The organism is Mycobacterium sp. (assembly GCF_046330795.1).
GTDB lineage: Bacteria > Actinomycetota > Actinomycetes > Mycobacteriales > Mycobacteriaceae > Mycobacterium.
This window is the reverse complement of the sequence record NZ_JAXLSA010000004.1, coordinates 458130-484854: the sequence shown is the minus strand read 5'-3', so window position 1 is coordinate 484854 and position 26725 is coordinate 458130. Positions and strand designations below refer to the sequence as shown.

At 63.8% G+C, this 26725-nt stretch carries 27 protein-coding genes and 1 tRNA gene; 16 read left to right on the top strand and 12 right to left on the bottom strand.

The genetic code is table 11. From position 1 onward, the window contains the following. The 4 genes from U0R18_RS16845 to U0R18_RS16830 form a co-directional block, all read left to right on the top strand. The coding region (locus U0R18_RS16845) for an ATP-binding cassette domain-containing protein (RefSeq protein WP_526370378.1) at positions 1–943 on the top strand (943 nt) is incomplete at its 5' end. A gap of 3 nt (positions 944–946) precedes the next feature. After that, positions 947–1600, top strand: a complete 654-nt coding sequence (locus U0R18_RS16840; protein ID WP_526370376.1) for an ABC transporter permease — start codon at positions 947–949, stop codon at positions 1598–1600. Continuing rightward, positions 1597–2385, top strand: a complete 789-nt coding sequence (locus U0R18_RS16835) for an ABC transporter permease (protein WP_526370373.1) — start codon at positions 1597–1599, stop codon at positions 2383–2385. Before U0R18_RS16840 ends, U0R18_RS16835 begins: the two co-directional genes overlap by 4 nt. Continuing rightward, positions 2382–3002: a putative glycolipid-binding domain-containing protein gene (locus tag U0R18_RS16830; RefSeq protein WP_526370371.1), complete on the top strand. Its 621-nt coding sequence runs from the start codon at positions 2382–2384 to the stop codon at positions 3000–3002. The genes U0R18_RS16835 and U0R18_RS16830 overlap by 4 nt, the downstream gene beginning before the upstream one ends. Here U0R18_RS16830 and U0R18_RS16825 read toward each other — a convergent pair. Further along, the gene (locus U0R18_RS16825; RefSeq protein WP_526370465.1) at positions 2965–3909 is read right to left on the bottom strand and encodes a prephenate dehydrogenase; all 945 of its coding nucleotides are present in this window, start codon (positions 3907–3909) and stop codon (positions 2965–2967) included. The two genes, U0R18_RS16830 and U0R18_RS16825, sit on opposite strands and share 38 nt — an antisense overlap. A 93-nt stretch (positions 3910–4002) precedes the next feature. On the opposite strand from U0R18_RS16825, the gene U0R18_RS16820 reads away from it, so the two are divergent. Further along, positions 4003–4536, top strand: coding sequence for a tRNA adenosine deaminase-associated protein (locus tag U0R18_RS16820; protein ID WP_526370369.1), 534 nt, complete (start codon positions 4003–4005; stop codon positions 4534–4536). After that, entirely contained in the window at positions 4533–4988 is a 456-nt protein-coding gene (locus tag U0R18_RS16815; protein WP_526370367.1) for a nucleoside deaminase, read from the top strand. Before U0R18_RS16820 ends, U0R18_RS16815 begins: the two co-directional genes overlap by 4 nt. A gap of 14 nt (positions 4989–5002) precedes the next feature. On the opposite strand, the gene U0R18_RS16810 is transcribed toward U0R18_RS16815, so the two are convergent. Both U0R18_RS16810 and U0R18_RS16805 read right to left on the bottom strand, forming a co-directional pair. Continuing rightward, on the bottom strand, positions 5003–7831 hold the full coding sequence (locus tag U0R18_RS16810; RefSeq protein WP_526370365.1) for an MMPL/RND family transporter: 2829 nt from the start codon (positions 7829–7831) through the stop codon (positions 5003–5005). Further along, the gene (locus U0R18_RS16805; protein ID WP_526370363.1) at positions 7828–8217 is read right to left on the bottom strand and encodes an MmpS family transport accessory protein; all 390 of its coding nucleotides are present in this window, start codon (positions 8215–8217) and stop codon (positions 7828–7830) included. The genes U0R18_RS16810 and U0R18_RS16805 overlap by 4 nt, the downstream gene beginning before the upstream one ends. 154 nt (positions 8218–8371) lie before the next feature. On the opposite strand from U0R18_RS16805, the gene U0R18_RS16800 reads away from it, so the two are divergent. After that, positions 8372–8462: transfer RNA gene (locus U0R18_RS16800), tRNA-Ser, on the top strand. Between the two features lie 37 nt (positions 8463–8499). On the opposite strand, the gene U0R18_RS16795 is transcribed toward U0R18_RS16800, so the two are convergent. Beyond that, entirely contained in the window at positions 8500–9633 is a 1134-nt protein-coding gene (locus U0R18_RS16795) for a site-specific integrase (protein ID WP_526370361.1), read from the bottom strand. A 569-nt stretch (positions 9634–10202) separates the two neighbouring features. On the opposite strand from U0R18_RS16795, the gene U0R18_RS16790 reads away from it, so the two are divergent. Both U0R18_RS16790 and U0R18_RS16785 read left to right on the top strand, forming a co-directional pair. Then, positions 10203–11081, top strand: coding sequence for a protein rep (locus U0R18_RS16790; protein WP_526370359.1), 879 nt, complete (start codon positions 10203–10205; stop codon positions 11079–11081). 1232 nt (positions 11082–12313) lie between these two features. Next, positions 12314–12451 carry a hypothetical protein gene (locus U0R18_RS16785; RefSeq protein WP_526370357.1) on the top strand — a complete coding sequence of 46 codons (138 nt, stop codon included), beginning with the start codon at positions 12314–12316 and terminating at the stop codon, positions 12449–12451. A 455-nt stretch (positions 12452–12906) separates the two neighbouring features. On the opposite strand, the gene U0R18_RS16780 is transcribed toward U0R18_RS16785, so the two are convergent. From U0R18_RS16780 to relB, 4 genes are all read right to left on the bottom strand, one after another. Continuing rightward, positions 12907–13284 (bottom strand): hypothetical protein, encoded by a 378-nt coding sequence (locus tag U0R18_RS16780; protein WP_526370355.1) that lies wholly within the window; start codon positions 13282–13284, stop codon positions 12907–12909. Between the two features lie 471 nt (positions 13285–13755). Then, positions 13756–14900, bottom strand: a protein-coding gene (locus U0R18_RS16775; RefSeq protein ID WP_526370463.1) for an IS3 family transposase whose coding sequence is annotated in 2 segments (ribosomal slippage) — positions 13756–14633 and positions 14633–14900 — 1146 coding nt in all. Because the reading frame shifts where the segments join, the coding sequence is not laid out codon by codon here. A 351-nt stretch (positions 14901–15251) separates the two neighbouring features. After that, on the bottom strand, positions 15252–15500 hold the full coding sequence (locus U0R18_RS16770; protein WP_526370353.1) for a hypothetical protein: 249 nt from the start codon (positions 15498–15500) through the stop codon (positions 15252–15254). Between the two features lie 46 nt (positions 15501–15546). Next, positions 15547–15777, bottom strand: a complete 231-nt coding sequence (gene relB / locus U0R18_RS16765) for a type II toxin-antitoxin system RelB family anti-toxin (protein ID WP_526370351.1) — start codon at positions 15775–15777, stop codon at positions 15547–15549. Between the two features lie 98 nt (positions 15778–15875). Here relB and U0R18_RS16760 point away from each other — a divergent pair, with 98 nt between their 5' ends. From U0R18_RS16760 to U0R18_RS16745, 4 genes are all read left to right on the top strand, one after another. Continuing rightward, entirely contained in the window at positions 15876–16049 is a 174-nt protein-coding gene (locus tag U0R18_RS16760) for a hypothetical protein (protein ID WP_526370349.1), read from the top strand. A gap of 749 nt (positions 16050–16798) precedes the next feature. Continuing rightward, entirely contained in the window at positions 16799–17257 is a 459-nt protein-coding gene (locus U0R18_RS16755) for a hypothetical protein (RefSeq protein ID WP_526370347.1), read from the top strand. A 2-nt stretch (positions 17258–17259) separates the two neighbouring features. Further along, positions 17260–17571 carry a hypothetical protein gene (locus tag U0R18_RS16750; protein ID WP_526370345.1) on the top strand — a complete coding sequence of 104 codons (312 nt, stop codon included), beginning with the start codon at positions 17260–17262 and terminating at the stop codon, positions 17569–17571. Between the two features lie 26 nt (positions 17572–17597). Continuing rightward, entirely contained in the window at positions 17598–18335 is a 738-nt protein-coding gene (locus U0R18_RS16745; protein ID WP_526370343.1) for an HNH endonuclease signature motif containing protein, read from the top strand. A gap of 102 nt (positions 18336–18437) precedes the next feature. On the opposite strand, the gene U0R18_RS16740 is transcribed toward U0R18_RS16745, so the two are convergent. Continuing rightward, positions 18438–19582, bottom strand: a protein-coding gene (locus tag U0R18_RS16740; RefSeq protein ID WP_526370463.1) for an IS3 family transposase whose coding sequence is annotated in 2 segments (ribosomal slippage) — positions 18438–19315 and positions 19315–19582 — 1146 coding nt in all. Because the reading frame shifts where the segments join, the coding sequence is not laid out codon by codon here. A 240-nt stretch (positions 19583–19822) separates the two neighbouring features. Here U0R18_RS16740 and U0R18_RS16735 point away from each other — a divergent pair. Next, positions 19823–20179: a recombinase family protein gene (locus U0R18_RS16735; protein WP_526370341.1), complete on the top strand. Its 357-nt coding sequence runs from the start codon at positions 19823–19825 to the stop codon at positions 20177–20179. A 25-nt stretch (positions 20180–20204) separates the two neighbouring features. Here the strand turns inward: U0R18_RS16735 and istB are convergent, their stop codons facing one another. Then, the gene (gene istB, locus U0R18_RS16730; RefSeq protein ID WP_526370339.1) at positions 20205–21017 is read right to left on the bottom strand and encodes an IS21-like element helper ATPase IstB; all 813 of its coding nucleotides are present in this window, start codon (positions 21015–21017) and stop codon (positions 20205–20207) included. Then, positions 21014–22534 carry an IS21 family transposase gene (istA, locus tag U0R18_RS16725; protein ID WP_526370337.1) on the bottom strand — a complete coding sequence of 507 codons (1521 nt, stop codon included), beginning with the start codon at positions 22532–22534 and terminating at the stop codon, positions 21014–21016. Before istA ends, istB begins: the two co-directional genes overlap by 4 nt. 18 nt (positions 22535–22552) lie before the next feature. Between istA and U0R18_RS16720 the strand changes: the two genes are divergently transcribed. Further along, positions 22553–22993 (top strand): helix-turn-helix domain-containing protein, encoded by a 441-nt coding sequence (locus U0R18_RS16720; protein WP_526370461.1) that lies wholly within the window; start codon positions 22553–22555, stop codon positions 22991–22993. A gap of 9 nt (positions 22994–23002) precedes the next feature. Then, complete coding sequence (locus U0R18_RS16715) at positions 23003–23275, top strand: hypothetical protein (protein ID WP_526370335.1); 273 nt, start codon at positions 23003–23005, stop codon at positions 23273–23275. 39 nt (positions 23276–23314) lie between these two features. Here U0R18_RS16715 and U0R18_RS16710 read toward each other — a convergent pair whose 3' ends face one another. After that, the gene (locus U0R18_RS16710) at positions 23315–26722 is read right to left on the bottom strand and encodes a type I restriction endonuclease subunit R (protein WP_526370333.1); all 3408 of its coding nucleotides are present in this window, start codon (positions 26720–26722) and stop codon (positions 23315–23317) included. Positions 26723–26725: the final 3 nt, after the last annotated feature.

Below are 26725 nucleotides of genomic sequence, written 5' to 3'. Positions count from 1 at the left end.
GACGGTCACCGTCGACGGCCGGGACGTCAGCACGGTCGACCCGGTCAAACTGCGGTTGGGCATCGGCTACGTCATCCAGAGTGCGGGCCTCATGCCGCACCAGCGTGTCATCGACAACGTCGCCTGCGTGCCGGTGCTGCGCGGCCGGTCCCGCCGGCAGGCCCGCAAGGACGCCTACACCGTGCTGGAACGTGTCGGCCTGGATCCCGTCCTGGCCGACCGCTATCCGGCCCAGCTGTCCGGCGGTCAGCAGCAACGCGTCGGGGTGGCCCGGGCGCTGGCCGCCGATCCCCCGATCCTGTTGATGGACGAACCCTTCTCCGCCGTCGACCCGGTGGTGCGTGACGAACTGCAGGCCGAGATCCTGCGGCTGCAGGACGAGCTGCACAAGACCATCGTGTTCGTCACGCACGACATCGACGAGGCCCTCACACTCGGCGACCGCATCGCGGTCTTCGGCCGCGGCGGGGTGCTGCAGCAGTACGACGCGCCGGCTCGGGTGCTGTCGAATCCGGCCAATGACTTCGTCGCTGCTTTCGTCGGCGCCGACCGCGGTTACCGGGGCCTGCAGTTCCGGCACGCCACCGGCCTGCCGTTGCACCCGCTGCGGCACGTGGCCGAGAACGGCATCGACGAGCTCGAATTGGCCCCCGGGCAGTGGGTGCTGGTCACCAAGCCGGACGGCTCGCCGTACGCCTGGGTCGACGCGACGGGGGTGGGGATCCATCGGGACGGTGCATCGCTGTACGACAGCACCACCGCGGGCGGTTCGCTGTTCCCGCCGGACGGCACCCTGCGCCAGGCGCTCGACGCCGCGCTGTCGTCCCCGTCGGGGCTCGGGGTGGCCGTCGGCGCCGACGGCCAGGTGGTCGGTGGGGTCCGTGCGGAGGACGTGCTGGCCGCGCTGGAGACACAGCGACGGCAACGGCAGGCGGAGGTGTAGCGCGTGCGCTACCTGCTCACCCATCTGGACACGGCCTGGGCGCTGACGCTGATCCACCTGCGCCTCGCGCTGGTGCCACTGCTGCTCGGTCTGCTGATCGCGGTACCGCTGGGCACACTGGTGCAGCGCACCGCGGTGCCCCGGCGGATCACGACGGTGCTGGCCAGCATCGTCTTCACCATCCCGTCGCTGGCCCTGTTCGTGGTGCTGCCGCTGATCATCCCGACGCGCATCCTCGACGAGGCCAACGTGATCGTGGCGCTGACGCTCTACACCGTCGCGCTCCTGGTGCGGGCCGTACCCGAGGCCCTGGACGCGGTGCCCGCGCAGGTCCGCGACGCGGCCACCGCCGTCGGTTACCGGCCGTTGACCCGGATGCTCAAAGTTGAACTGCCACTGGCACTTCCGGTGCTCATCGCGAGCCTGCGGGTGGTGGCCGTGACCAACATCTCGATGGTCGCGGTCGGCTCGGTGATCGGTATCGGCGGTCTGGGCACCTGGTTCACCGAGGGCTACCAGGCCGACAAGAGTGACCAGATCGTCGCCGGCATCATCGCGATCTTCGTGCTGGCGATCGTCATCGACACGCTGATCATGCTGCTGGGCCGGGCCCTCACGTCCTGGACCAGAACGTCGCGGGCGGTGGTGCCCGCGTGAACTTCCTGCATCAGGCGCTGGCCTACATCTTCAGCGCCGCCAACTGGGCGGGGCCGTCCGGCCTGACGGCCCGCATCCTCGAGCATCTGATGTATACCGTTGTGGCGGTGGCGTTCTCGGTGCTCGTCGCCGTGCCGCTGGGAATGCTCATCGGGCACACCCGACGCGGCACGTTCCTGGTGGTCACGGGCGTCAACGCACTGCGGGCCCTGCCGACGCTCGGGGTGCTGCTGCTCGGTGTCCTGCTGTGGGGGCTGGGGCTGGTGCCGCCGACCGTGGCGCTGATGCTGCTCGGTATCCCGCCGCTGCTGGCCGGCACCTACGCGGGTATCGCCAATGTGGACCCCGATGTCGTGGACGCGGCGCGCGCCATGGGGATGACCGAGCGGCGCATCCTGCTGCGCGTCGAGACGCCCATCGCCATGCCGTTGATCCTGGGCGGCCTGCGCACAGCAACGCTGCAGATCGTCGCGACGGCAACGGTGGCCGCGTACGCCAGCCTGGGTGGGCTGGGTCGCTATCTGATCGACGGGATCAAGGTCCGGCAGTTCTACCTGGCCCTGGTCGGGGCGTTGATGGTGACCGCGCTGGCGTTGTTGCTCGATGCGGCGCTGGCCTTCGCGGTCCGGCTGTCGCTGCCCGGGTCGGGTCGGGCCAGGCGCTCCACCGGTCGACTCGGCCGGCGGAAACCCGGGCTCCCGGACGGGATCGGCGCCGAGGTCGCGATCGAATCGCGCCAACCGCCGCCCGCTGACCGGGGCACGTCGCTTACGGTAGATGGGTGAGCTCAGCCCAAGAGAGCAAGGACCAGAAGGACCAGACGGACCATGCCTGGCCGGCCATCTTGACCTGGCGTGCCCACAATCTGCCCCGGATGGAATCGGTGCGGGTGCAGCTCAGCGGCAACCGGATCAAGGCGTACGGCCGGATCGTGTCGGCCGCCACCGAGACCACGCCCGCCTTCAGCGCCTCCTACGACCTGGTGACCGACGAGGCCGGCGGCACCAAGCGGTTGTCCATGACGGTCACCCTCGCCGAGCGGGAGCGCCAGCTGTCGATCGCGCGCGACGAGGAGAACATGTGGCTGGTGCAGGACCCCACCGGCCAGACGTCGCGCGCGGCCTACGACGGCGCGCTCGACGTGGACTTGGTGTTCAGCCCGTTCTTCAACGCCCTGCCCATCCGGCGGACCGGGTTGTACCGGCGCGCCGATGCGGTGAGCCTGCCCATCGTCTACGTCTGGCTGCCGACCCTGACCGTCGAACCGGTGACCATCGGCTACACCAGCGACCGGGCCGACAACCACGACATCAAATTGCTCTCGCCGGTCGCCGACACCATCATCCAGGTCGACGACGACGGCTTCATCGTCGACTATCCGGGGCTGGCAGAGCGGATCTGATCACCCCGCCCGCCCGGCCGGCGGCCGCCAGTTCCGAGCGCCAGTCCGGCGCGCCGATGCGCACCGTGAGGATGTCCGGCCGGGAGAAGCTGTCGTAGCTGACCCGGGCGGCATGCCCGGCCTCGACCAGCTCGGCAACGCTGCCCCCGGTGACCAGCCCCGCGCGGGCCCGGCCCAGCAGCTCGATCGCACGGTCGAGCATCACGGTCAGCTCGTCGGCGTTGGCCTCGCACATCGCGCGAACCAGGTCCGGCGCGGTGGCTGCCACCCGGGTGCCGTCCCGGAACGACCCGGCGGCCAGGGCGAATGCCAGCGGAACCTCGGCGGCGATCTGGGCCACGGTCTCGGCGACCAGGTGCGGCAGGTGCGAGATGGCCGCGGCCGCGGCGTCGTGCTCGTCCGAGCGGGCCGGCACCACGAACGCGCCGCAGTCCAGCGCCAGCGTCATCACCTGGTGCCACACCGTGGCGTCGACGTGCTCGTCGACGGTGACCACCCACGGCGTGTCGCGGAACAGGCCGGCGTCCCCGGCGGCCCAGCCGGAGTGCGCCGTTCCCGTCATGGGGTGCCCGCCGACGTAGCAGGGCAGCAGGCCCGCGTCGGCGACGGCGTCGCGCACCGCGACCTTGACGCTGACCACGTCGGTCAGGGGATTGTCGGGGGCCTGTTCGGCCACCCGGGTCAGCAGTGCCGGGAGTGCGGGCATCGGAACGGCCAGCACGATCAGCGCACCCGATTCGGCGGCCCGGGCCAGCGCGGCGGACAGGTCGGTGGTGGCGTCGAACCCGTCGCCGGCGGCGGCCCGGGCACCCGCCGGTGAGCGGTTGTAGCCGAACGCCTGGCGCCCGGCGGCGTGTGCCGCCTGCAGCAGCGAGCCGCCGATCAGGCCGAGTCCGAGCACACAAATGGGCGGTTTCGTCACCGTCCAAGGTTGGCATATTCGCCCGGCGCACCGGCGAATGCGTGGTCAACCGGTGTGGTGGGTACTACCGTTGCCTCCATGGGACAGCGGGCCTCGAAACCGGGAGCGCCGGGTGGCGCGGACGGTGAAGACATCCCCGATGGATTCGGGGTCGCGGTGGTACGCGAGGACGGCGCATGGCGGTGTACGGCGATGCGTCGGGATGCGTTGACCAGTTTGACCGCGGCCGAGACCGCGCTGCGTGAACTGCGCAGTGCGGGTGCGGTTTTCGGACTGCTCAATATCGACGACGACTTTTTCGTGGTCGTGCGGCCGGCCCCGGCCGGCACCCGGCTGCTGCTCTCGGACGCCACGGCGGCCCTCGAATACGACATCGCCGAAGAGGTGCTGCGGAAGCTGGATGCCGAGATCGACGACGACGAGCTGGAGGATTCCGACCCCTTCGAGGAGGGTGACGTGGGTCTGCTGTCGGACATCGGTCTGCCCGGCGACGTGCTGGGTGTGATCCTGTCGGACACCGAGCTGTACGCGGACGAACAGCTGACCCGGATCGCCCGCGAGATGGGGTTCGACGACGAGTTCTCGGCGGTGCTCGACAAGCTCGGTCGGTGAGCGCCGACGAACAGCTGATTCGCACCGCGTTGGCGGCCGCGGCCGCCGCTGATCCCCGGGACGTCCCGATCGGAGCGGTGGTGTTCGACGCGACCGGTGTCGAGCTGGCCCGCGCCGCCAACGCCCGGGAGGAACTGGGTGATCCGACGGCACACGCCGAGATCCTGGCGCTGCGGGCGGCGGCGGCCGTCCACGGCGATGGCTGGCGGTTGGCGGGTGCGACGCTGGCGGTGACCGTCGAGCCGTGCACGATGTGCGCCGGTGCGCTGGTCGCGGCCCGGGTCGCGCGGGTGGTGTTCGGCGCGTGGGAGCCCAAGACGGGTGCCGTCGGTTCACTGTGGGATGTCGTGCGGGACCGACGCCTGACACACCGTCCGCAGGTGCGCGGGGGTGTGCTGGCCGACGAGTGCGCAGCGCTGCTCGAGGAGTTCTTCGCGCAGCAACGTTCTTGACGCCGAGCCTGCGCTCAGAGCTGAAGTGCGGACACCGGCCGGGTCCGGACGTTGAGGGGCCACCAGAACCAGCGGCCGAGCAGCGCCGCGGTGGCCGGCACCATGAACGACCGGACCACCAGGGTGTCGAACAGCAGCCCCAACCCGATCGTCGTGCCCAGCTGACCGATGGTGCGCAGATCGCTGACCGCCAGTGAGGACATGGTGAACGCGAACACCAGACCCGCCGCGGTCACCACACTGCCGGTGCCGCCCATGGTGCGGATGATGGCCGTGTTCAGCCCGCCGGGGATCTCCTCCTTGAGCCGGGACACCAGCAGCAGGTTGTAGTCCGAGCCGACCGCCAGCAGCACGATGATCGCCATCGGCATGACCATCCAGTGCAGCTCGATGCCCAGGATGTGCTGCCACAGCAGCACCGCCAGCCCGAACGACGCGCCCAGTGAGAGCACCACGCTGCCGACGATCACCATCGACGCGATCAGACTGCGGGTGAACAGCACCATGATCATGAAGATCAGGCAGAGCGAGGCGATCCCGGCGATCAGCATGTCGTACCGGGATCCCTCGGCCAGGTCCTTGAACGTCGCCGCGGTGCCGCCCAGCGAGATCCGGGCATCCTCCAGTGGGGTGCCCTTGACGGCTTCGATCGCGGCCTGCTTGATCGGCTCGACCAATGCCAGGCCCTCGGGCGACGCCGGGTCGTTGCGGTGCGCGATGATCATCCGGACGGCCTTGCCGTCCGGGGACAGGAACATCTTCATACCGCGTTTGAAGTCCGGGTTGTCGAACACCTCGGGCGGCAGGTAGAACGAATCGTCGTTGCGGGCGGCATCGAATGCCTGCCCCATTTTCTCTGCGCCCCTTGTGGTTTCGTCCATCGCGTCGTACACCCCGGCCATGGTGCTCTGCATCGTGAGCATCATCTGTCGCATGTTCTCCATGGTGTCGATCATGGGTGGGAACTGTTCGACCATCTGTGGCATCAGGTCGTTCATCCGGGCCATCTTCGCGACCATGCCGTCCATCTGGTCCGTCAGCGCGCTGACCCCGTCGAGGGTGTCGAACACCGATCGGAACGCCCAGCAGCCCGGGATGTCGAAACAGTGTGGCTCCCAATAGAAATAGTTGCGCACGGGCCGGAAGAAGTCGTCGAAGTCGGCCATCTTGTCGCGCAGGTCGTGCATCGTGCCCTGCGTGTTGCGCATATCGGTGACGAGTTCGTCGGTGATGCCGGTCATCTGGGTCATCAACTCGTAGGTGCGCCGCATGCTGGCCACGGTGCTGCCGATGTCGTCGGCCTGGGTCTTCATGTCCGCGATGCGGTCCTTCATCAGCTTCATGCTCTGCTGCTGACCGACTCCCTGCATGCTGATCAGGAAGGGGATCGAGGTGTGTTCGATGGGCGTGCCCTGCGGCCGCGTGATGGTCTGCACACGCGCGACGCCGGGGACCCGGAAGACGGCCTTGGCCACCTTGTCCAGCACCAGGAAGTCCGCCGAGTTGCGCATATCGTGGTCGGACTCGATGAGCAGGATGTCCGGACTCATCCGGGCCTGCGAGAAGTGCCGTTCGGCGGCCTGCAGGCCCTCGTTGGCGGGAATGTCCTGCGGGATGTAGCGGGTGTCGTCGTAGCTCATCCGGTAGCTGGGTAGCGCCACCAGTCCGACCAGCGCGGCGGCCATCGAGGCCAGCAGCACCGGCACCGGCCAGCGCACGTTGATGGTTCCGACCTTGCGCCAGAAGCGGATTCGCATTGCGCGCCGGGGTTCGAGCAGCCGGCCGAACCGGGTGGCGATGCTGATCACCGCCGGGCCCAGTGTGAGTGCGACGACGACCGCGACGATGATGCCGACCGCGCACGGCACGCCGAGGGTCTGGAAATAGGGCATCCGGGTCAGGCTCAGGCACAGCGCGGCGCCCGCGATGGTCAGCGCCGAACCCAGCACGACGTGTGCGGTGCCGGCGAACATGTCGTAGTAGGACGCCTCACGATCCAGGCCGGCGACGCGCGCCTCCTGGTAGCGGCCGATCAGGAAGATCGCGTAGTCGGTGCCCGCCGCGATGGCCATGGCCACCAACAGGTTGACCGCGAACGTCGACAGCGACGCCAGATGATGGTGCGCGATCAGGGCCACGGCGCCGCGCGCGGCGGCCAGCTGGATGCCGACGACCACCAACAGCAGCAGGACCGTGGCGATCGACCGGTAGAAGAACAGCAGCATGACGATGATCACCGAGAACGTCACCATCATGATCAGGCCGACGGTGCGCTCACCGGCGTGGTTGACGTCGGTCTGCAACGCCGCCGGCCCGGTCAGGAATACCCGGACGCCCGGCGGTGCGGGTGCCTCGTTGATGTGGGTGCGCACCGCCTCGACGGATTCGTTGGCCAGCGTCTCGCCGACGTTGCCCGCCAGGTTCAGCTGGACGTAGGCGGCCTTACCGTCCTTGCTCTGGGCGCCGGCCTCGGTCATTGGGTCGCCCCAGAAGTCCTGGATGTGCTGGATGTGGCCGGTGTCGGCACGCAGCCGGTCGATCAGCGCGTCGTAGTAGGTGTGGGCGTCGGCGCCCAGGGGTTGATCGCTCTCCAGCACGATCAGCGCGATGGAGTCCGAGTCGGACTCCCCGAACAGCAGGCCCATCTCCTTCATCGCCTGCATGGACGGGGCATCCTGCGGGTTCAGCGAGACGGCGTTCTCCTGGGCCACCACCTCGAGCGGCGGCGCGAGGAACGACATGGCGGCGACCACCGCGATCCAGCCCAGGATGATCGGGATAGCAAGGCGGCGAATCCATTTCGCGATCCGGGTCGGCTCACCCCGCTGGCTCGGTGCGCTCATGCGGCCTTGGCCAGGCAGTAGACGTAGGCGCTGGTGCCGGTGGCGGTCTTCTCCACCTTGACGACGTCGTCGGCGGTGATGCGGCAGCCGATACGGTCGCCGTCGCCCTGCGCCAGGATGTTGCCGGCCAGGGCCGGCGAGTTGCTGAGGATCTCCACCGACCACGGCAGGGCGGCCCCGGTGATCTGGTGCGGGGTGCCCTTGTCGTCGAGGTAGTTGATGTCGGCCGTCGCGCCCGGGACGCCCCAGATCTCGTAGACCACCCGCTTGGGATCGGAGACGTGGCTGTCGTCGGACATGCTGCCGGCGTAGGTCGGGGTCTGGTGCGAACCGAACATGCCGCGCAGCCTGGTCACCGTGAACGTGCCCAGGGCCAGGACCGCCACCAGGAGAAGTGGGATCCACGCCCGTCGCAGAACGGTGAGAATCTTAGGTTTCCCTTCCCTTAGTTGCGGCCCCACGGCAGGCTAGCGCACTTCGGGTATCGGCAGGGTGGCCGGGGATTATGGCGTGGGCTGGGTGGCCGGTAAGCTGCCACACGGTGGCGTGTCCGAGCGGCCTAAGGAGCACGCCTCGAAAGCGTGTGTGGGGTAACCCCCCACCGAGGGTTCAAATCCCTCCGCCACCGCCATAGCCCCGAACCTGTCCACGCAGGTGAGGGGCTATTTTTATGTTTGCTGAGGAGTGCCCTGCCCGCCCTGTGCCCACGTTTTGCCCACAGTCACAGGTGAATAGGAGCTATGCAGAGCGGCCGCAACTGCATCCAGATCAGTGTCGAACAGATCCGCGTAGGTATCCAAGGTGACCTTGGCGGACTTGTGCCCGAGCATCCGCTGAAGGGCCAGAACGTTGACGCCAGCAGAGATCGCCAAGCTGGCCGCCGTGTGCCGCAGGTCGTGCGGAGTGATCCGCTGAACGTTCGCTCGACTCACTGCACCGGAGAACCATCCGCGGATCGACTTCGGCCGGGGCAGGTAATTGCCTTCCGGTCCGGGGAACACCAGATCGTCGGGATTCTTGTCGGCGCACAGTGGAGCGATCTCGTTGAGTACGAACGACGGCACCGGCACGGAGCGGACCGTTCGACCCTTGGTCTGCCCAACCGCATGCTCGACGCCTAGCTGGACAGCGTTGTCCGCGACCACCAGCCGCCGCTTGAGGAACTCCACATCACGTACCCGCAGCGCGATGGCCTCTCCCCAGCGCAACCCGCAGAACGCGAGGATGTAGACAAGGGGGCGGTGCTCGCCGGACTCCGCGGCGAGCCGGTGCACGTCCTCAGCGGTTAGGTAGATGTGCCGTCGGGTTGACTTACGCGGTAGCCCGTCGATGCCACGAGCCGGGTTGACCGCCAACCTCCTGGCTTTGACTGCGTCCTGCAGGACCCCGGACAGCACACCGTGGGCACGAAGCACAGTGGTGGCGTTCTTACCCTCACGGACCATCTGCGCCACCCACGACTCGATGTCGGGCACCGCGACCTTTGAGACCTGCCAACCGCCCCACTTCGGCTGAACGTGAACCCGCCAAGCTGATTCGAGCATCCGGTAGTTCGATGGTGCGGTGGCCTGTGCCTTGCGGGACAGCCAACCCGGCGCAAGTTCGGCCACTGTGATGCGACCCGCAGAGTCCGAGATGAACTCGCCCGCAAGCTTCTTCACCTCAACATTGTGGGCAAACGCTTCGGCGTCCCGCTTGGTCTTGAATCCTCGTTTGTCGGTCTGTCGACGGTCGGGGGTGCGGTACCGAACGCGATATCTGGTCTTGCCGTCCCTGAGCTTGTACGTCTCAATCGTTGCCATGGTCAGTCCCGTCGCTCGTGCGATTCACAGCGCCCTCCCTATGTCTTTCGATACCTCAACGCGCGGAACGCGATTTCGTGCCGGACGCTTCGCTCGGCCATCGGCCACTGCCCCACACATCGCTGCCGGTAAGGAGCGGTATCCGCGCACGGGTTGAACCCGTCATTGGGTGCCGGGTGGCTGTGGCAGTCGTTCGTCCAGTTCTTGTCCCAGGCTTCAACCGTAGCAAACAGATGACGACACGGTCATACGCTGAAATCCAACTCCCAGAGGTAGTCCTGAATCCAAGGCTTATCAGTAGTCGAGAAACCACTATAAGTACATTTCAACGTACATTAGTCGGTACGCTGAAGTGCATTTCAAAGTCGTACGAAAGCGAGGTTGACAACGGCCGATTCCGCGCCGACCATGGCACCCATGAGCAAACTTTTGTCGCCAGACCCTCTTGGCTTGGCGTCGATATCAGAGATCGCCGACGCCCTGCACACCACAACGGCCCGTCTCGCTCAGATGCGATACCGGGGCACGGGTCCCAAGTTCGTCAAATGCGGTCGTAGGGTCCTGTACCGGTGGTCAGATGTCCAGGATTGGCTGGACAGCAACACCCGGGTGCGCACCGATGGCTAAGGACTCAGGGGGCGCGAACTCCAAAGGTGTATAGCTCGCACTCAGGCCGGACTCAATTGAGAAAATTTGCGGCCTCAATAACGAATGTCCCCGCCCTGGACGCATGTGGAACGAAATTCCGGGGGCGTTCGGGCTCGTCGGCCGAGGTCTTGGACAGGACGGTTATGTGTCGCCGTAAATGGCTATGTCCGACCTGCGGATACACGGCGTCCTTCGATTCCGCCAAAGCGGCAATCGAAAGAATCAGAAATTCACCTGTAGCTCTGCTGACATTGACAGCACAACACAATCGCCGTGACCCGCTGGAAGAGTTGTGGGACCAGATAGATGCAGGTTGGAATAGCACGAAAATCGGTTCGAGATGGCGTACGGCGCAGAAAAAACATGGGGTTCTGGGATACACACGGGTCACGGAGGTTGTACACCACCCCGATAGCGGGTGGAACCCGCATTTTCACGCCCTGATCCTCCTAGATAAACCCCTCGGCGAAGTCGAAATCCTCACCCTCAAAGAATCAATAGCTGGTCGATTCGCCCAAGGGGTCGCTGTAGCAGGTGGCTCGGCATCACTATCAGCCCAAGACCTGAGAATGATAGCCCCAGAGCATGTCGCGCAAACTACATACTACTGTTTCAAGGGAACTAGAGTCATCCGCAGCGCCCAATTCGCCCGCACGCCCATGCAGATACTCGCCGATTTATCGGACGCGGACGCGGACACGGGTCAGGACCAGGACCTATGGGACGAATTCGCGACCGTTGTTACAAAGAAGATCCGTCGGCAGATTATCCACTCTCGGCAGAACCCAGCCGCGCCGTGAATTCTAGCGACACTATCTTGATATATAGAGTAATTCAACGACCGCTTCTCGTTTATATTTCTTTTTATAACCCATAGGAGAAGTGTGAAGCAGATGCAGGACCACGAAGCGGAAAGTTCTCATCTATATTGACCACTGCCAGCGGATTCCTGTCGACGTGACATCCATAGCCTACATATTCGATGCAGTACTTCTGGAACTACCTTTGAAACTAAGGTATGGGACGTAGTCCCCTCAAGGGGTGTGCAGCCCCACCAGCTCGCCCTGTTCTGGAAATAGCCGTTTCCACCCCCGTATCGGCCCGTGTATCGACTTTTATCCCGTGGTTGGATGGGAGTGCCGGAGAGTTAATTTGTGGGCTAAGAATCCGCTTGGCCGCCTTTTTCTCCTCCCTGCCCACGTACCATTTAGGCTCATCTTCGTAAAGTATGGTGAGTGATACCGCTAGGGAGCACCAGGGAGCCTGTAGGACGCTCCGATTCGCTGTTAGAGAAATTGCTGTGACAGTGGGGCTGCCGGTCCGCTATTTGGAGGCAATCTGGTACTTTTGAGGGCGAGAAAGCTTGTCGGTGCCGTCTCCCGTTACAATCACCGGCAGTTCTTTCTCCCCTTTTCTTGGGTCTTGGTATGGAAGCGGGGCAGGTCAGCAGCGGCTGGCTTACCCATCCATATCCAAGAAGGAGATTGAACATGGCATTCAGCCACACCGAAGACTGCGTCCATTCGCCCCGGTACCAGGGTTCCGAGGAATGTGCCCCCAACGTCGGCGACTGGAATCAACCGCAGGGGTGGTTCGTCGAGGAGGCAAAGGCTGACGACGTATCCGGAGAGGCACCTTGGTGCCGCATTCGTGAACGGGCATGGCACTTGCAGGAGGAAGCCGATAAGTAAACGGCGGTGAGGATGCCTCCGTCGTCATGGCGGGGGTGTTCCCGCACCAGTGATACCCATTGCTGGGAAACGCGTGTGAGATTCCGGTGACGGTGGCACCATCATCCTGAGGGGTTCATCGGGGGGTGGAAATCGTGGGAATATCGAGCACTGCACGGCAGGTGTGCACTGTTGTGGGCTTCGCTGCTGCCACGCTTGTGGCTGCCCCAGCAGCACACGCCGACGGATTGTTCTTCGAGTGTCCGTCTGGGCGTGACGGGATAGTCGCCGGAACACCAACCTCGTGCGCATTCGCCGACAATGTGCGCATAGCCTGGCGCAGCCAACCCGGCAATCCAATCGTGGCGTACTCACCCGTCACCGGGCAGTACTACTCCATGTTCTGCGGCGTTGACACCGGCATCACGTTCACCGATGGGCACAGTGCTGACGCCGTCATCTGCATGGGCGGCAACAACGCCGAAGTCGTGGTCTGGTAGCAGAACATGAACGTGGAGCGACGGTTGATGTCGAAAGTAGTTCTACTGATTGGTATTTCGTGTACAGCCTGGGTTGCGCTCGGTAGTACCGTCGGCATCGGTTCGGCAGTAGCGGACGAGAGCACGCCGGTGGTGGTTGATTGCGGCGGCCACTCGTTGGTAGAGCCGCAGAGCATCGTGTTTACGTGCGCTGATGCGACCTGGGCCGTTGACAAAATCATCTGGACGAGCTGGAGCGTTGATGGCGCAATGGGTACCGGCATCGAATACCTACGGAGTTGCGTGCCGAACTGCGCGCAAGGTTCGGCAACCTATTCTCCGGTCACCATTTCGCTCACCGGTGCTGCGGCTCCGTATTTCCGGCACACCGATGCGGTAGTTACCAACGAGAACACAGGCAGGTCTGAGAACTCATCGCTGCCTCATGGGTAGCGCCGTGGGTCGTCCGGAAACAATCAGAACGGGGAGACGTTCTCCACGCTGACGAACATCCCGTGGCCGGTCGCATCGTTGGTAAAGCGGGTCCCTTGGCTGCTCGGCAGAATCGTCCACCCGGCGAGGTTGTAAGTCTGTCCGTACTGAAGGACCGTCTCCTGGAATCCCGGTCCACCGCCGACATCGCCGACAGCCCAGCGGAATCCACCACCAGCGGTAGCTTCCGCCCCATTCATGAGATATCCATCAGAGTCGCGAGGAGCCTGAGGAAAGCCGCCAAAATGCGTGCAATCCACCTTCCCTACATCCACAATGCATCGAACCTGACCGGATTCCGTTCGCACGTTGTAGGTCGAATCCGCATGAGCGGCAACCGAGGACGCCAATGCGGCGAGCATGCTTGCAACCAACGCCGTTGCGAATGATATGGACCTCGACATTCCGACCACCCCCGTGTACCTACCGTCAGACCTGGAAGTTAACACTTCTGCCCGAATATCATGCCGCGTTTGAATATTCGGGTTGCTCTGCGCCAGACAACGGTGAAACAGCCAGTTGGCCCGTTTTACACGAGCGCACGGCATGGTGGTTCTAGACTCCCCGAGCATCGGGTAATCGGCGCTCAGGGGTGGAGGACAGCTATGTCGATTCCAATGGGGGCGGCTCTCGGCGCCGGGAGGATGGCGGTCGGTTCAATCTGTACGGCAACCGCCTTGCTAGGCACCTCGGTGGCGCACGCCGACTGGATACCGTGCGACATCAAGAACTCCGTGCTCTACGCCACGACCCCGAATTCCAACGTTGAGGTCTTGACCGGTCCCCGATAGTCGGTCCACCCGGTTTTAGAGGCCAGGTTGTTGTTACCGATTTCAGTTGATCTCGCAGGCCACGGGGTAATGGGTGTGGCTGCATTGGGCAGCGTACTCGGCCGGTGTGAGGTAACCCAGGGCTGAGTGGCGGTGGGCGGTGTTGTGCTCGTGCTTGAAGTCGGCGATCGCGACGCGGGCCTCGAGCAGGGTGGTCCAGTGGTTGCGGTTGAGACACTCCTTGCGTAGCCGGTTGTTAAACGATTCGATGAACCCGTTGTTCCATGGCGTGCCCGGCGGAATGTAGGACAGCCCGACTTTGCTTTCGCAGAACTGTTGCAGCGCTTGGGAAATCATCTCTGGACCGTTGTCCATGCGCAGCACCATCGGCGGGCCGCCGGCGGCGGCGAAGCTGCGTTCCAGGTCTTCGATGAGCCGCTCGGCGGTGATCGACCGCTCCACGATGTTCAGCAGCGATTCGCGGGTGTGCTCATCGACCATGGAGCCGATCTTGACGGCCTTGCCGTCGATGGTGGAGTCGAACTGGAAGTCCAGGGCCCACACCACTTTGGGGGCATCGGCGCAGACCTGCGGGTGCGAGGACGCACCGGCGCGTTTGCGCCGGCTATGGACACGGCGTTGCAGGCCCTCCTCGGCCCACAACCGCTGCACCTTCTTCTTGTTGACGGTTCGATGCTCGTCGTGACGCAGCGCCGCCCACGCGCGGCGGAACCCGTGACACGGATGGGCGGTGGAGTATTTACGCAGCCAGGCCCGCAGATCGGCGTCCGGGTCGGCCGGGCTCTGCGCCAGCGGGACGCGCTGGTAGGTGGAGCGGGCGAGCCCGACTGCCTTGCACGCCAACCGTTCTGACATGCCCAAGACAGTCTTGAGCATGTCCACGGCGCGGCGCTTGGCAGCCGGGCTCAGAATTTTCCCTTGGCCACCTCGCGCAGGGCATCCTTCTCCAGTTCGGCCTCGGCCAGCAGCCGCTTGAGACGGGTGTTCTGCTCGCGCAGCTCCCTGAGTTCCTTGGCCGCGTTGAGGTCCATCCCGCCGTAGGCGCGACGCCAGTTGTACAGCGTCGCCGCCGAGACCTCGAGTTCGGCGGCGATCTCCTCGTTGGTCTTGCCCGCCGCCGCGAGCTCATCCGCCCGGCGCAACTTGCGCACCACGTCCTCCGCCGAATGCTTCTTACGGCCAGCCATGTGATTCATCGTCCCTTCCGGCCCGTTCACGGGCCACAGGACTCTAAAACAGAGTGGACTCGCTCACGGGGAACATGCCAGTCTGCTCGGTGAATGGCAGCATGGTCTACCAGGGCGAACGGCTACGTGACCGTTCGACCATCGTGCTGACCAACGTTGCAACGTTCCCCAATGCGAACAAGATCGAGGTGTACAACGAGGGCTGGACCTACTCCCTGCGACCAGACGGATTCCATCTCATCAGCCCTGGCGGAGTCGACAATTACGAACCGTGGGTTTCAATCCACACCTGGAATGTGACATAGCCCGAAACGCTTGGGAATCAGGAACTCTCACTACCGGGCGGCAGTGTCAGCTCCATTGCCACACGTAGTCGAGGTGACGGACGCCCAGCGAGCCATTTTTCTTGATTCGCCGTCCCCATAGCCGCAACTCTGTCATTCGACCGTCGTTGAACTCCACCGTGAAGTACTCGGGGCGAAACAGTTCGGTTCCGACGTGGTAGGGCACACCATCACGCGCACCACCGCAGGCCATGTCCGGAACGCTGCCCTCCGGGATGTCGAACCACACGTCACGTGCCCTGAAATTGCCGGTCATTTCGAGGTACCCCGTCCCGTCTTTGCTACTCGGCAGAAATCCAACGCTACGACAGACCCCCAACAACGTCCATTAAATTGTGCCCCAACGCTTCTGCGACGTAGCGCAGTTCGATGACATCGAGGCGGCGTTCCCCAGATTCGTACTTACTGACAAATGATTGGGGTACTGCGAGGTGTTCGGCGACCTGGGTCTGGGTCAGTCCCGCATCCTGGCGGAGCTGACGCAGCAGCGCACAAAGCTGCTGGTACTCCGCCGAGTAGATGGACTTCTCCACCCGGAAAGCGCACCTTGTGCCGAGTAATATCCCAATTTAGGATATTCCGGATGGTGGGTGAATGCCCGCCGTCAAATCGAGTCACGGAGGGGACCAAGATGTCGTACCAGGATATCCACGAAGTAGACGGGTGGACGAACGAGCAGATGGCCACGACGGCTGCTGAACAGGAGCTGCGGCTCAAGGGGGCCACCGATATCAAGTGCGTCGGCTCCAAACCGTCGGCCAATGGCGGAACCACCTACATGTTCGCCTACACGAAGCCCTACTGACTCTCGATCCATATCGCTCTGCGCCATCACGAATTCGGCACCGATCGCAGATGTCAAGTGCCGCGCCGTGCTTCACTGTGCCGATGGCGGGACGGGGCCGATGCTGTGAACGAAGCCATGCACCCTTCACGCCTGAGCATCTGAAGCGACTAGCAAGGATTGCACACGCGGACCGAGAGGGCCTCTTCGAGCGTAATCCTCACCTCGCTGTATACCGCGACCGTCTGCTGCTCGTTGCACTCTGCCAAGGCGGGGCACTGCATTACGCGGACTGCGGGAACGGTACGAAGCGAACAAACGGTGTCAAAGACCTCGATGTCTACAGTTTTTACGCTGAAGACCCGGATACTCCCTGGCCGTACCGGAGGCAAGGTATCGCCGATTTCGGCGAGTCTGAGTTCGGATACCATCCTGACGAGCGACAGGACTTCGTCGGGCGCCGTGTTGATCTGATGGGACGGGCACTCCCGGTTGAGCCCGACTCTGATCCGGTTCTGGCCGTTCGCGATTGGTTGGCAAAGAGCCACAACAAGACGCCGGGGTTTCTGCGTGAGAAGGCCGTCGTGGGCCTTTATCCAGCCCGGTACAGAGGAAAGGTTATCTGGAACCCATATTCAGAGGGATATCGGTGATGGTGTACTGACCGGGGGAGTTGACGACAGCAGCTACCATCTCGCCATGTCGTTGGCGTTGGGGGCGACCTTCGCCGGATACAGGATCCTGCAGGTGTTGGCATCCGGGGGATGGGGGTGACGGACGCGGTGGACCCATATAGGGCCGAGATTGAACAGATCCTCATCGGACATCCGAGGACTCGCTACGCCAAGGTCCTCGACGGCATGAACCGGGGTCTGACCGACGCTGAGATGTCGGTCGAAGCAGACGCAGCAAATCAGCCCTGCAGCGCGGAAAGCATTGCGGCGGTCCGCAAAATCGTCAACACAACCCTTGACGGGCAACTGGTCTCGGCACCTTCTGATGCCGACGGTCAGTCAGGGCTGTATCGCGAGCTGCTCAATTACCCACGTTCGCCCGGGTTGGATCAGCACATCCGGACACGGCTGGTTCAGCTGCAGGAGCTCGATCCTGCTGTCAAGCTCACCCCGCTGGGAGATGTGCGATTGGGCAGGAACGATTCGCCTCGGACCGAGACCGAACAACCAATGTGCCCACAGTGCTTCATGGTTCATGCCGGGGAGTGCCTGTGAACATGGCAGACACCGAGCGATTCGAAGCTGACATGTGGGCCGGGATCGAAGAGTCCAAACGGCTCGGCTACAACCCGACGCGCTTTATCCAGTTGGTGAAGCGGTACGGAGCGGTCGAGGCCACCAGGATGGTGGTGGACACCAAGGACCCCGCTGACGGGTTCGTCAGGCTGGCGTGGCTCATGGAGCCCCGCCGCCCGGACCTGACCAGTGAGCAGCTTGTGCTGAACTACCCCGATCTATTCACCGATGATGTCGTGACGAAAGCGCAGCAGCGGCTGGGAAAACCGTCACCACCCGAACGCAGCCACTAACATCCAAGTAGCCGGGAGGTGTGTGGGTGGACTCAAACGCTGGTGTGCTGTTCGATGTATGTGCTGCTCTTCGTGTCGGGGACTCTGGTTCTGCTAAGGCGACCCTTGGGGAGCGCTATCCGTTCGTGCCGATAGAGAAGATCGTCCGTCGATTCTCTATACGTCAGTCGATGGAGCTGTTCATGCGTGATGGCTTCATCGACCGCTACACGGGCAACCGACTCATTAACCCCGGCGTTCTCCGCCTCCTCCATGTTGTGCTCGGGGACGACTTCCCGGCAGATCCGCACTGGAGGGTCTCAAAGACGCACCCCGCTTTCTGGGAGTTGTTCCCGACGGTCGATCATGTCCTGCCCGTCAGCCGAGGTGGGCGCGACGACGAGTCGAACTGGGTCACAGCGTCGATGCTGAGCAATCAGGCTAAGGCCCAGTGGTCGGTGGGCGACCTCGGTTGGGAGCTGTATCCGGCTGGCTCTGTGGAGGAGTGGGACGGGTTGTCGCGGTGGCTGGTTGACTATCTCGCGGCGAACCCGACCGTGTTGGCGGAGGCAGCTGAGCCCCACGGTCGCTACATCCGACGATGGCTTACCGCCACCCAGGGGGCCGTAGAAGCGGACCGCGACGCGGTGAAATTCCGGTTTGACGTTCAACGTGTTAGCGGCGCTTCGGCTTCCGAGTTGCACCTGCCCGGCACGTCCTCGGCGGACGAGCCGATGAATACGATCGGGCGATCATCCCCAGCCGGAGTTAGGCGCATTCCTTAATCTGCCCAGGAGTTGTTTGGACGAACTCCACGGAAGGTCATGGTGACCGGTCCCCGATAGTCGGTCCACCCGGTTTTAGAGGCCAGGTTGTTGTTACCGATTTCAGTTGATCTCGCAGGCCACGGGGTAATGGGTGTGGCTGCATTGGGCAGCGTACTCGGCCGGTGTGAGGTAACCCAGGGCTGAGTGGCGGTGGGCGGTGTTGTGCTCGTGCTTGAAGTCGGCGATCGCGACGCGGGCCTCGAGCAGGGTGGTCCAGTGGTTGCGGTTGAGACACTCCTTGCGTAGCCGGTTGTTAAACGATTCGATGAACCCGTTGTTCCATGGCGTGCCCGGCGGAATGTAGGACAGCCCGACTTTGCTTTCGCAGAACTGTTGCAGCGCTTGGGAAATCATCTCTGGACCGTTGTCCATGCGCAGCACCATCGGCGGGCCGCCGGCGGCGGCGAAGCTGCGTTCCAGGTCTTCGATGAGCCGCTCGGCGGTGATCGACCGCTCCACGATGTTCAGCAGCGATTCGCGGGTGTGCTCATCGACCATGGAGCCGATCTTGACGGCCTTGCCGTCGATGGTGGAGTCGAACTGGAAGTCCAGGGCCCACACCACTTTGGGGGCATCGGCGCAGACCTGCGGGTGCGAGGACGCACCGGCGCGTTTGCGCCGGCTATGGACACGGCGTTGCAGGCCCTCCTCGGCCCACAACCGCTGCACCTTCTTCTTGTTGACGGTTCGATGCTCGTCGTGACGCAGCGCCGCCCACGCGCGGCGGAACCCGTGACACGGATGGGCGGTGGAGTATTTACGCAGCCAGGCCCGCAGATCGGCGTCCGGGTCGGCCGGGCTCTGCGCCAGCGGGACGCGCTGGTAGGTGGAGCGGGCGAGCCCGACTGCCTTGCACGCCAACCGTTCTGACATGCCCAAGACAGTCTTGAGCATGTCCACGGCGCGGCGCTTGGCAGCCGGGCTCAGAATTTTCCCTTGGCCACCTCGCGCAGGGCATCCTTCTCCAGTTCGGCCTCGGCCAGCAGCCGCTTGAGACGGGTGTTCTGCTCGCGCAGCTCCCTGAGTTCCTTGGCCGCGTTGAGGTCCATCCCGCCGTAGGCGCGACGCCAGTTGTACAGCGTCGCCGCCGAGACCTCGAGTTCGGCGGCGATCTCCTCGTTGGTCTTGCCCGCCGCCGCGAGCTCATCCGCCCGGCGCAACTTGCGCACCACGTCCTCCGCCGAATGCTTCTTACGGCCAGCCATGTGATTCATCGTCCCTTCCGGCCCGTTCACGGGCCACAGGACTCTAAAACAGAGTGGACTCGCTCACGGGGAACATGCCAATGGTGCACATCTTTTTGCCCATTAACCTCTTATGTCACAAAATAGACCACATTTGAGACACTCCGAGAGTGTCAGGTTCGCTCCGAAGAATTCCCACGTCGGCCCGTCTCAAATGTTCGTCTCGGAAATGAATGTCTCAATTCCGGCGTTTATCGACTTATGGAACAGAATTCGGTCGAAAAAGTCGACCACCGAACCGGCGGAACCCGGATTGGCTACACCCGGGTGAGCACCATCGCCCAGACATTGGAACAGCAGGAGGCGGCATTGACCGCTGCCGGGGTCACCAAGACCTTCTCCGACACGATGTCCGGTGCCCGTGATGACCGACCGGGATTGAAGGCGCTGCTGGAGTATGTCCGCGATGGTGACACCGTCGTTGTCTGGAAGCTGGACCGGCTCGGGCGCAACACCCTGCACATCCTGGAGACCGTGAAGGAGTTGACCTCTCGGGGTGTCACTCTGGTCTCGGTCATGTCAATGGCCAGGTTGAAGTATCCGCTGGTGGCCAGTTAAAAGTATCCACCCCGTGCGGTAGTTCTTAGTTTGGTGTGGGCTTCTCCTTCCGGTGTCGGGCGTCTTTCATGCGGTAGGAATCGCCGTCGGTGATGACGACGGTGGCGTGGTGCAGGAGCCGGTCGAGGATGCTGACGGCGGTGGTCTGCTCGGGCAGGAATCGGCCCCACTGTTCGAAGGGCCAGTGCGATCCGATGGCCAGGGATCGGCGTTCGTAGGCGCCGGCGACGAGCCGGAACAACAACTGGGTGCCGGTGTCATCCAAGGGGGCGAAGCCGAGTTCATCCAAGATGATCAGATCGACCCGCAGCAGGGATTCGATGATCTTGCCGACGGTGTTGTCGGCCAGGCCGCGGTACAGCGTTTCGACGAGGTCGGCGGCGGTGAAGTAGCGGACCTTGTGGCCGGCGTGGATTGCCGCGGTTCCCAGCCCGATCAGGGTGTGGGACTTGCCGGTGCCGGCGGGCCCGATGAGCGCCAGGTTCTGTTGCGCCCGTATCCATTCCAGACTCGACAGGTAGTCGAAGGTCTTGGGTGGGATCGAGGACGCGGCCACATCGAAGGACTCCAGTGTCTTGGGCACGGGAAACCCGGCGGCCTTGAGTCGGTTGACGACATTGGAGGCATCGCGTGCCGCCAACTCCGTCTCGACCAGGGTGCGCAGGACTTCCTCGGGGGTCCAGCGTTGGGTCTTGGCTGTGATCAACACCTCCGGTGCGGTGCGCCGGATCGCGGCCAACTTCAACCGCCGCAACCCGGCGTCCAGATCGGCGGCCAATGGTGGAACCGTCGGTGGGGCAACAGGTTCGGTGTCAGTGATCGGTGGGGTCGTGGTCACGGGATCACCTCACCATCGGCCACGGCGGGAATGATCCGGTAGGCGTCCAGCGATCGGGTCGGCGCGACCGGTAGGTCCAGGATCAGGGCGTCCCCGGCCGTGCGGGGCTGCGGTGTCCCGGTGCCGGCGGCCAGAATGGACCGCACGTCAGCGGCCCGGAACCTTCGGAACGCCACCGCCCGGTGCAACGCCGCGACCAGGGCGTCGGTGCCGTGTGCGGCCCCGAGGGCGAGCAGGATCTCCAGCTCCGACCCGAGTCGGGTGTTGCCGATCGCCGCAGCACCCACGAGGAACGCCTGCGCATCGTCACCGAGGTCGCAGAACTGCTTCTCGACCGTGGTCTTCGGGCGCGGTCCGCGACTGGGTGCAGGACGGGCTCCGTCGTAGTGCTCGTCGAGGATCGAGGTCCCGCCTGGGGCGACGAGTTCATGCTCGGCCACGATCACCCCGGTCGCGGGTTCCAGCAGGACGATCGCACCGTGGTCGACGACCACGGCCACCGTGGTGCCGATCAACCGCATCGGTACCGAGTAGCGGGCCGACCCGTATCGGATGCAGGACAGGCGGTCGACCTTGCGCAGCACCGACGGTGCACCGATCTGCAACCGCAGCGATGGCAAGGGTTGCAGCAGTTCCTGTTCGACGATCAACCGCTCGTTCGGGATAGCGCAGATCTCCGAATGGGTCGCGGCGTTCACCTCGGCGCACCACGTCACGGCGGCAGCGTTCGCATCACGCAGCGTGATGGGTTTCCCGGTGACGGCGGCCTCAGTCAACAGCGGCACGGCCAGATCGTCCTGGGCGTAGCCGCACAGGTTCTCCACGATGCCCTTCGATTGCGGGTCACTGGCGTGACAGAAATCGGGGGCGAACCCGTAATGGGACGCCAACCGGACGTAGTCCGGAGTCGGCACCACGACATTGGCCACCACACCGCCTTTGAGGCAGGCCATCCGATCGGCGAGCACCCGTGCCGGGACCCCGCCGGCAGCGGCCAGGGTCTCGGCGATCAACCCCAGCGTCGTGGATGCCCGCTCGTTGGTGGCGAAGCGCACGAACCGCCAGCGGGAGAACGCCAGGACCGCGCAGAACAGGAACAACCCCGGTGCGGCCTGGGCCCAGTCGATCACCAGGTACTCACCCGGTTCCCACACCGCCGGGCGGCGTCCCCGATGATTCTCACTGCGCCACAACGCTTTCGCCTCGGCGACGAGGCGGCGGAAGTTGCGGTCAGAACCGGTGTATCCGGCCGCGCGGGCCTTGGGGAGTAGCCGCTTGGCCGAGATTCGACCGTTCGATTTGTCCACCCGTTCGGCGACCAGATCGGCCACAGCGTCGTAGTTGTGTGCCCGTTCGGCCCGCGGCAGCGGCCGGATGCCGGCCTGGTCGGCCTCGAACTTGTCGACGACCTTCTTGACGGTGCGGTGGGTGGTGCCGCACTCCGCGGCGGCGGCTCGGTAGGACCCGAGCTGGTGATAGGCAGAAATGATGTCCATACGGTCCCTCGCAGACTTCAATGGAACTCCCCGGTGGTGATGGCGATTGGTTGGCGCCTTCACCGTCACCATCGGGGCCCGCAGTTCCTGATCGACACGACGAACACGGGGTGGATACTTTTACTTGGCCAAAAACGGATACCTCGACTTGGCCACCAGTGGGTACTTTTTCATGGCCACGGACAGGTCACCGACGGTATCGACTCGTCCACCGCCGCCGGACGGATGATGATCGGCGTCCTCGGTTCTCTCGCAGAGTATGAGCGGGAGCTGGTGAAAGAGCGCACAGCCCTGAAGAGGGAAACGTCGAGGGCCAACGGCACCCGATTCGGTCGTCCTCGGAAAGTGCAAGCGGTACAAGACATTGCCACTGCACAGCGGATGCGTCAGGATGGGCACACCATTAAGGACATCGCCAAGTATCTGGGGGTGAGTAGGGCTACGTTGTACAGGTATCTCGCTGAATCACCTGCGGCATAGGGGTAATCGATGAGTAGGTCAGCTTGGGCAACCGACGCCGAAATCCGTGTGAACTTCGCTGAGGCGCTGGAGGCCGCGATCCAGGTGGGACAATGGCCACCCAGCGACCAAGGGTTCGACGACCGCACCGACAGCGCTCTCCGTGCAGTGGCAAAGGCATATCCGGATGCGCCCAAGGCTCTCATCGACGAGGCCCATGCCCAGTTGCGTTCCCAACTGGATGGAACACACGCTCGTCAAAGGCGTGCTGAGATGGAGCGATTGTTCGACGAGCAGAGTTGACCTATACGCTTCGAATAAAGGCGAATTGGAGAACTGGCTTCACGCCGCCCCGCCTGCCGGTATGGCATTGGCCCGTACCGTGTCCAGAATTTCGACGATGGCATCGACATCGCCTTCTGCGAACACGGATTCTGGGCCGGTGGGGGCGTGGTCGGTGTAGGGCGATTCGTAGAGGCGGGCGGCTTCCACGACGCCGTTGGTGGTGAGTTCGTCGATGATGAGGTGGATGAACCGGATCTGTTCGGCGGTGAATTTGGCGCCGTCGAGGTAGGTGGCGAACGTGTCCAGCGCGGCGTGATGGTCCAGTCCGACCAGTGACCGGATGAACAGCCCCAGTCCGTGGGATTCCTCTGCGGCGCGGGCGATGTCGGCGGCTTCCCCTGCGCCGCTGTCGATGAGCATCTGTTCCAGGGACACCAGGTCCTCGGGGGTGAGTGCTTTGTTGCGGCGCAGTCGTTGCAGGGCGATGTGGTCCTGGTGCTGTTTGAGGTAGGCGGCGGCCTTGGCGCGGAATCGTTCCCAGTTGGTTCCGGGGGTAATGCCGGGCAGCTCAACGAGAGTCGCTGCAGTCAGCTCGTCCTGGAACGACGTGTACACCACCGCCTTCTTGGCCTTCTCCAGGAACTGGACCAGCCCCCGCAGGCGACGACGCACGAGTTCCAGCATCGGCAGGGTGACATCCACCCACCACTCATCACTGGCGACCTCATCGAGAAGGACCTGCTGGGCGGCCACCGACGGGATCGCCGTCTGCCCGAGCAGACCATCGGCGATGGTCTGGACCTGTTCTCGGAGGCGCTCGGCGGCAACAGCATCGCCGGTGAGTTGGGCGAACTGTCGACGCAGGATCAGCAGGTCGAAACGCTTGGCGTCCTCGTCTTCATCCTTGACCGTGGAGGGGAGTCCGCCCAGATTCTCGGCGACCTCCTCAGCGGCTTGGGTGCTCAGGGTGGACCAGTTCGGCCAGGCCGCGTAGGTGTCGACCAGCTTGCGGTGCGGGCGGACCAGGAAGTTGTCCAGGTTCATCCCGGCCACGGTCCGGTGCAGCGCCCAGGCGACATCGACTCGCAGTCCGCGTTCGGTGGCGGTGCCGTGCCCCTCGGCGGGATCGGGTTCGGCTGGGGGGTAGGTGTGGTCGAGTTCGGTGATCAGGCCGACGCGGGTCTCGAACAGACGCTGGTTCAGCGACTTCTGGTGGGAGCCCTCTGAGGTCGGGAGGTCGTGGCTGAAGAATTCCAGGTTGCCGCAGAAGTCGAAGACGTAGAAGTTCTCCTTGTCGTGGCCCGGTCCGAACAGGTCAGGGCACAGTCGGGTGCCGCGACCGATCATCTGCCAGAACTTGGTCTTGGACCGCACCGGTTTGAAGAACACCAGGTTCACCACTTCGGGCACATCGATGCCGGTGTCGAGCATGTCCACCGAGATGGCGATGTGGGGGGCCTTCTCCGGGGTGGAGAAGTCGTCGATCAAGGTTTGGGCGTAGGACATGCCGTGGGTGATGACACGGGCGAAATACCCGGCGTGCTCGGGGTATTGAAGGTCGAAGCGCTGCTGGATGAACTCGGCGTGGCGCTGGTTCTTGGCGAAGATGATCGTCTTGCCCAACCGGTCCCCATCGCTGACCTTGTGGCCCTTGTCCATCAGTGTGGCCAGCACCTGATCGACGGTGTCCTCGTTGAACAGGAACTTGTTGATCTCCTCCGAGGACACCTCATCGGGGGGGCCGTCCTCGCCCCACTCCAGGGTGTCCCACTCGTCCTTCTCCTCCTGGGACAGCTCGGAGTACTTGATGCCTTGGCGCAGGAACTTGGTGCCGACCGACACCCCCACCGCTGGAACCAGGAATCCCTCGTTGACCGCCTCGTCGAGGCCGTACACGTCGGTGGGGACACCGTCTTCGAGGTGGAACAGCCGGTAGGTGTTGTGGTCGACCTCGTCCTTCGGGGTGGCGGTCAACCCCACCAACAGGGAGTCGAACCAGGAGAAGATCGCCCGATATTTCTGATACACCGACCGGTGCGCCTCATCGATCACCACCAGATCGAAGTAACCCGGCCCGAACATCCGTGTGCCGGAGTCGGTGTCGTTGATCAGGTTCATCATCGTCGGATAGGTGCAGACGTATACCCGTCCGTCGGTGATCTTCTCGGTCACGAGGTTCACCGTCGTCACATCGGGCAGATGCTTCTTGAAGGCGTTGGCAGCCTGGGTCACCAGTGCGGTTCGATCAGCAAGGAACAGGACCCGCTTGACCCAGCCTGCCTCCATCAACTGCTTGACCAGAGCGATGACCGTCCTGGTCTTCCCGGCCCCAGTGGCCATCACCAGCAGGGCTTCGCGCTGTTTGGCGGTGAAGGCGTCGTCAATGGCTCGGATGGCGTGATGCTGGTAGTGGCGTTCCACGATGGCGGAGTCGATCACGATGTCGGTCAACGATTTCCGGGAGTCCCGGCGCTGGGTCAGCAGTTCCAGCTCATCACGGGTGTAGAAACCCTGGACCTCACGCGGTGGATAACCTGGGGCGTCGTCCCAGATCCAGTGCTCATACCCGTTGGTGTAGAAGATCACCGGTCGGCGTCCCGTCATCGCCTCCAGACAGTCGGCGTACAACTTGGCCTGCTGCTGACCCACCTGTGGGCTCTTCGTGGTCCGCTTCGCCTCCACGATGGCCAACGGCAGACCGTCAGCACCCCACAGCACGTAGTCGACATATCCAGTGCCGGTAGGCATACCGGTGACCGGGAACTCCCGATCCCGATCTTCGGTCAGCGGCCATCCCGCCTCCGCCAGCAGCACATCGATGAACCGGTCCCGGGTCTCGGCTTCGGAATAGTCCCGGTCGTCGACCTTCTGATTGGCGGCCTGGGCAGCCTTGATCTGCTCACGCAGCTCGGTGATTTCAGCGTCCTTGGCGGCTGCCAGTTCGTCCTTTTCCGCCAGTGCCTTGGCGTGCGCCTCGTCCTGCTGCTCGAATTTCTTGGCCAACTCGGCGACCTCGGCCCGCGTCAGGGGTGCCGCCTTCTGGGCCAGTGCAGGATCGAATTCCGCCTTCAGTGGGACGGCCTGCGGGTTGGTCGAGTGATGGAATGCCGCCCACACCATCACGTGGTGCAGCTCCCGCAGCGCATCCAGAGCTGCTCTCGGTGGGATCGGCTTCTGGTCATGCACGGCGTGGTTGCCTAGCTTGCGGATCAGGTTGAGCTTCGTCGCGATCCCTGCCCCGACCTTCGCCTTGAACCTGGCATCGTTGATCCGCGCCGACAGATCATTCTGATACGGAAACGGCAGCCGCAGAACGTCATACAGATAGTCCACCAGGTGCTCGACAGCGCGACGACTGTAGAAACATGCGGAGCGTGGATCACTAAGAGCGTAGCTCTCGGCCTTGGTGCAGTCGGCGAAAATTTCCGGCCAGCTGACGGTCGTCAGGAAGTCGAAGTTGGACATCGG

Excerpts from the sequence above, each read along its gene's own strand:
- U0R18_RS16820 (WP_526370369.1), top strand. The coding sequence starts at position 4,003 with ATGGGACAGCGGGCCTCGAAACCGGGAGCGCCGGGTGGCGCGGACGGT.
- U0R18_RS16810 (WP_526370365.1), bottom strand. The coding sequence starts at position 7,831 with ATGAGCGCACCGAGCCAGCGGGGTGAGCCGACCCGGATCGCGAAATGG.
- U0R18_RS16795 (WP_526370361.1), bottom strand. The coding sequence starts at position 9,633 with ATGGCAACGATTGAGACGTACAAGCTCAGGGACGGCAAGACCAGATAT.
- U0R18_RS16780 (WP_526370355.1), bottom strand. The coding sequence starts at position 13,284 with ATGCTCGCCGCATTGGCGTCCTCGGTTGCCGCTCATGCGGATTCGACC.
- U0R18_RS16770 (WP_526370353.1), bottom strand. The coding sequence starts at position 15,500 with ATGACCGGCAATTTCAGGGCACGTGACGTGTGGTTCGACATCCCGGAG.
- U0R18_RS16760 (WP_526370349.1), top strand. The coding sequence starts at position 15,876 with ATGTCGTACCAGGATATCCACGAAGTAGACGGGTGGACGAACGAGCAG.
- U0R18_RS16750 (WP_526370345.1), top strand. The coding sequence starts at position 17,260 with ATGGCAGACACCGAGCGATTCGAAGCTGACATGTGGGCCGGGATCGAA.
- U0R18_RS16735 (WP_526370341.1), top strand. The coding sequence starts at position 19,823 with ATGGAACAGAATTCGGTCGAAAAAGTCGACCACCGAACCGGCGGAACC.
- U0R18_RS16720 (WP_526370461.1), top strand. The coding sequence starts at position 22,553 with ATGGCGATTGGTTGGCGCCTTCACCGTCACCATCGGGGCCCGCAGTTC.
- U0R18_RS16715 (WP_526370335.1), top strand. The coding sequence starts at position 23,003 with ATGAGTAGGTCAGCTTGGGCAACCGACGCCGAAATCCGTGTGAACTTC.
- U0R18_RS16710 (WP_526370333.1), bottom strand. The coding sequence starts at position 26,722 with ATGTCCAACTTCGACTTCCTGACGACCGTCAGCTGGCCGGAAATTTTC.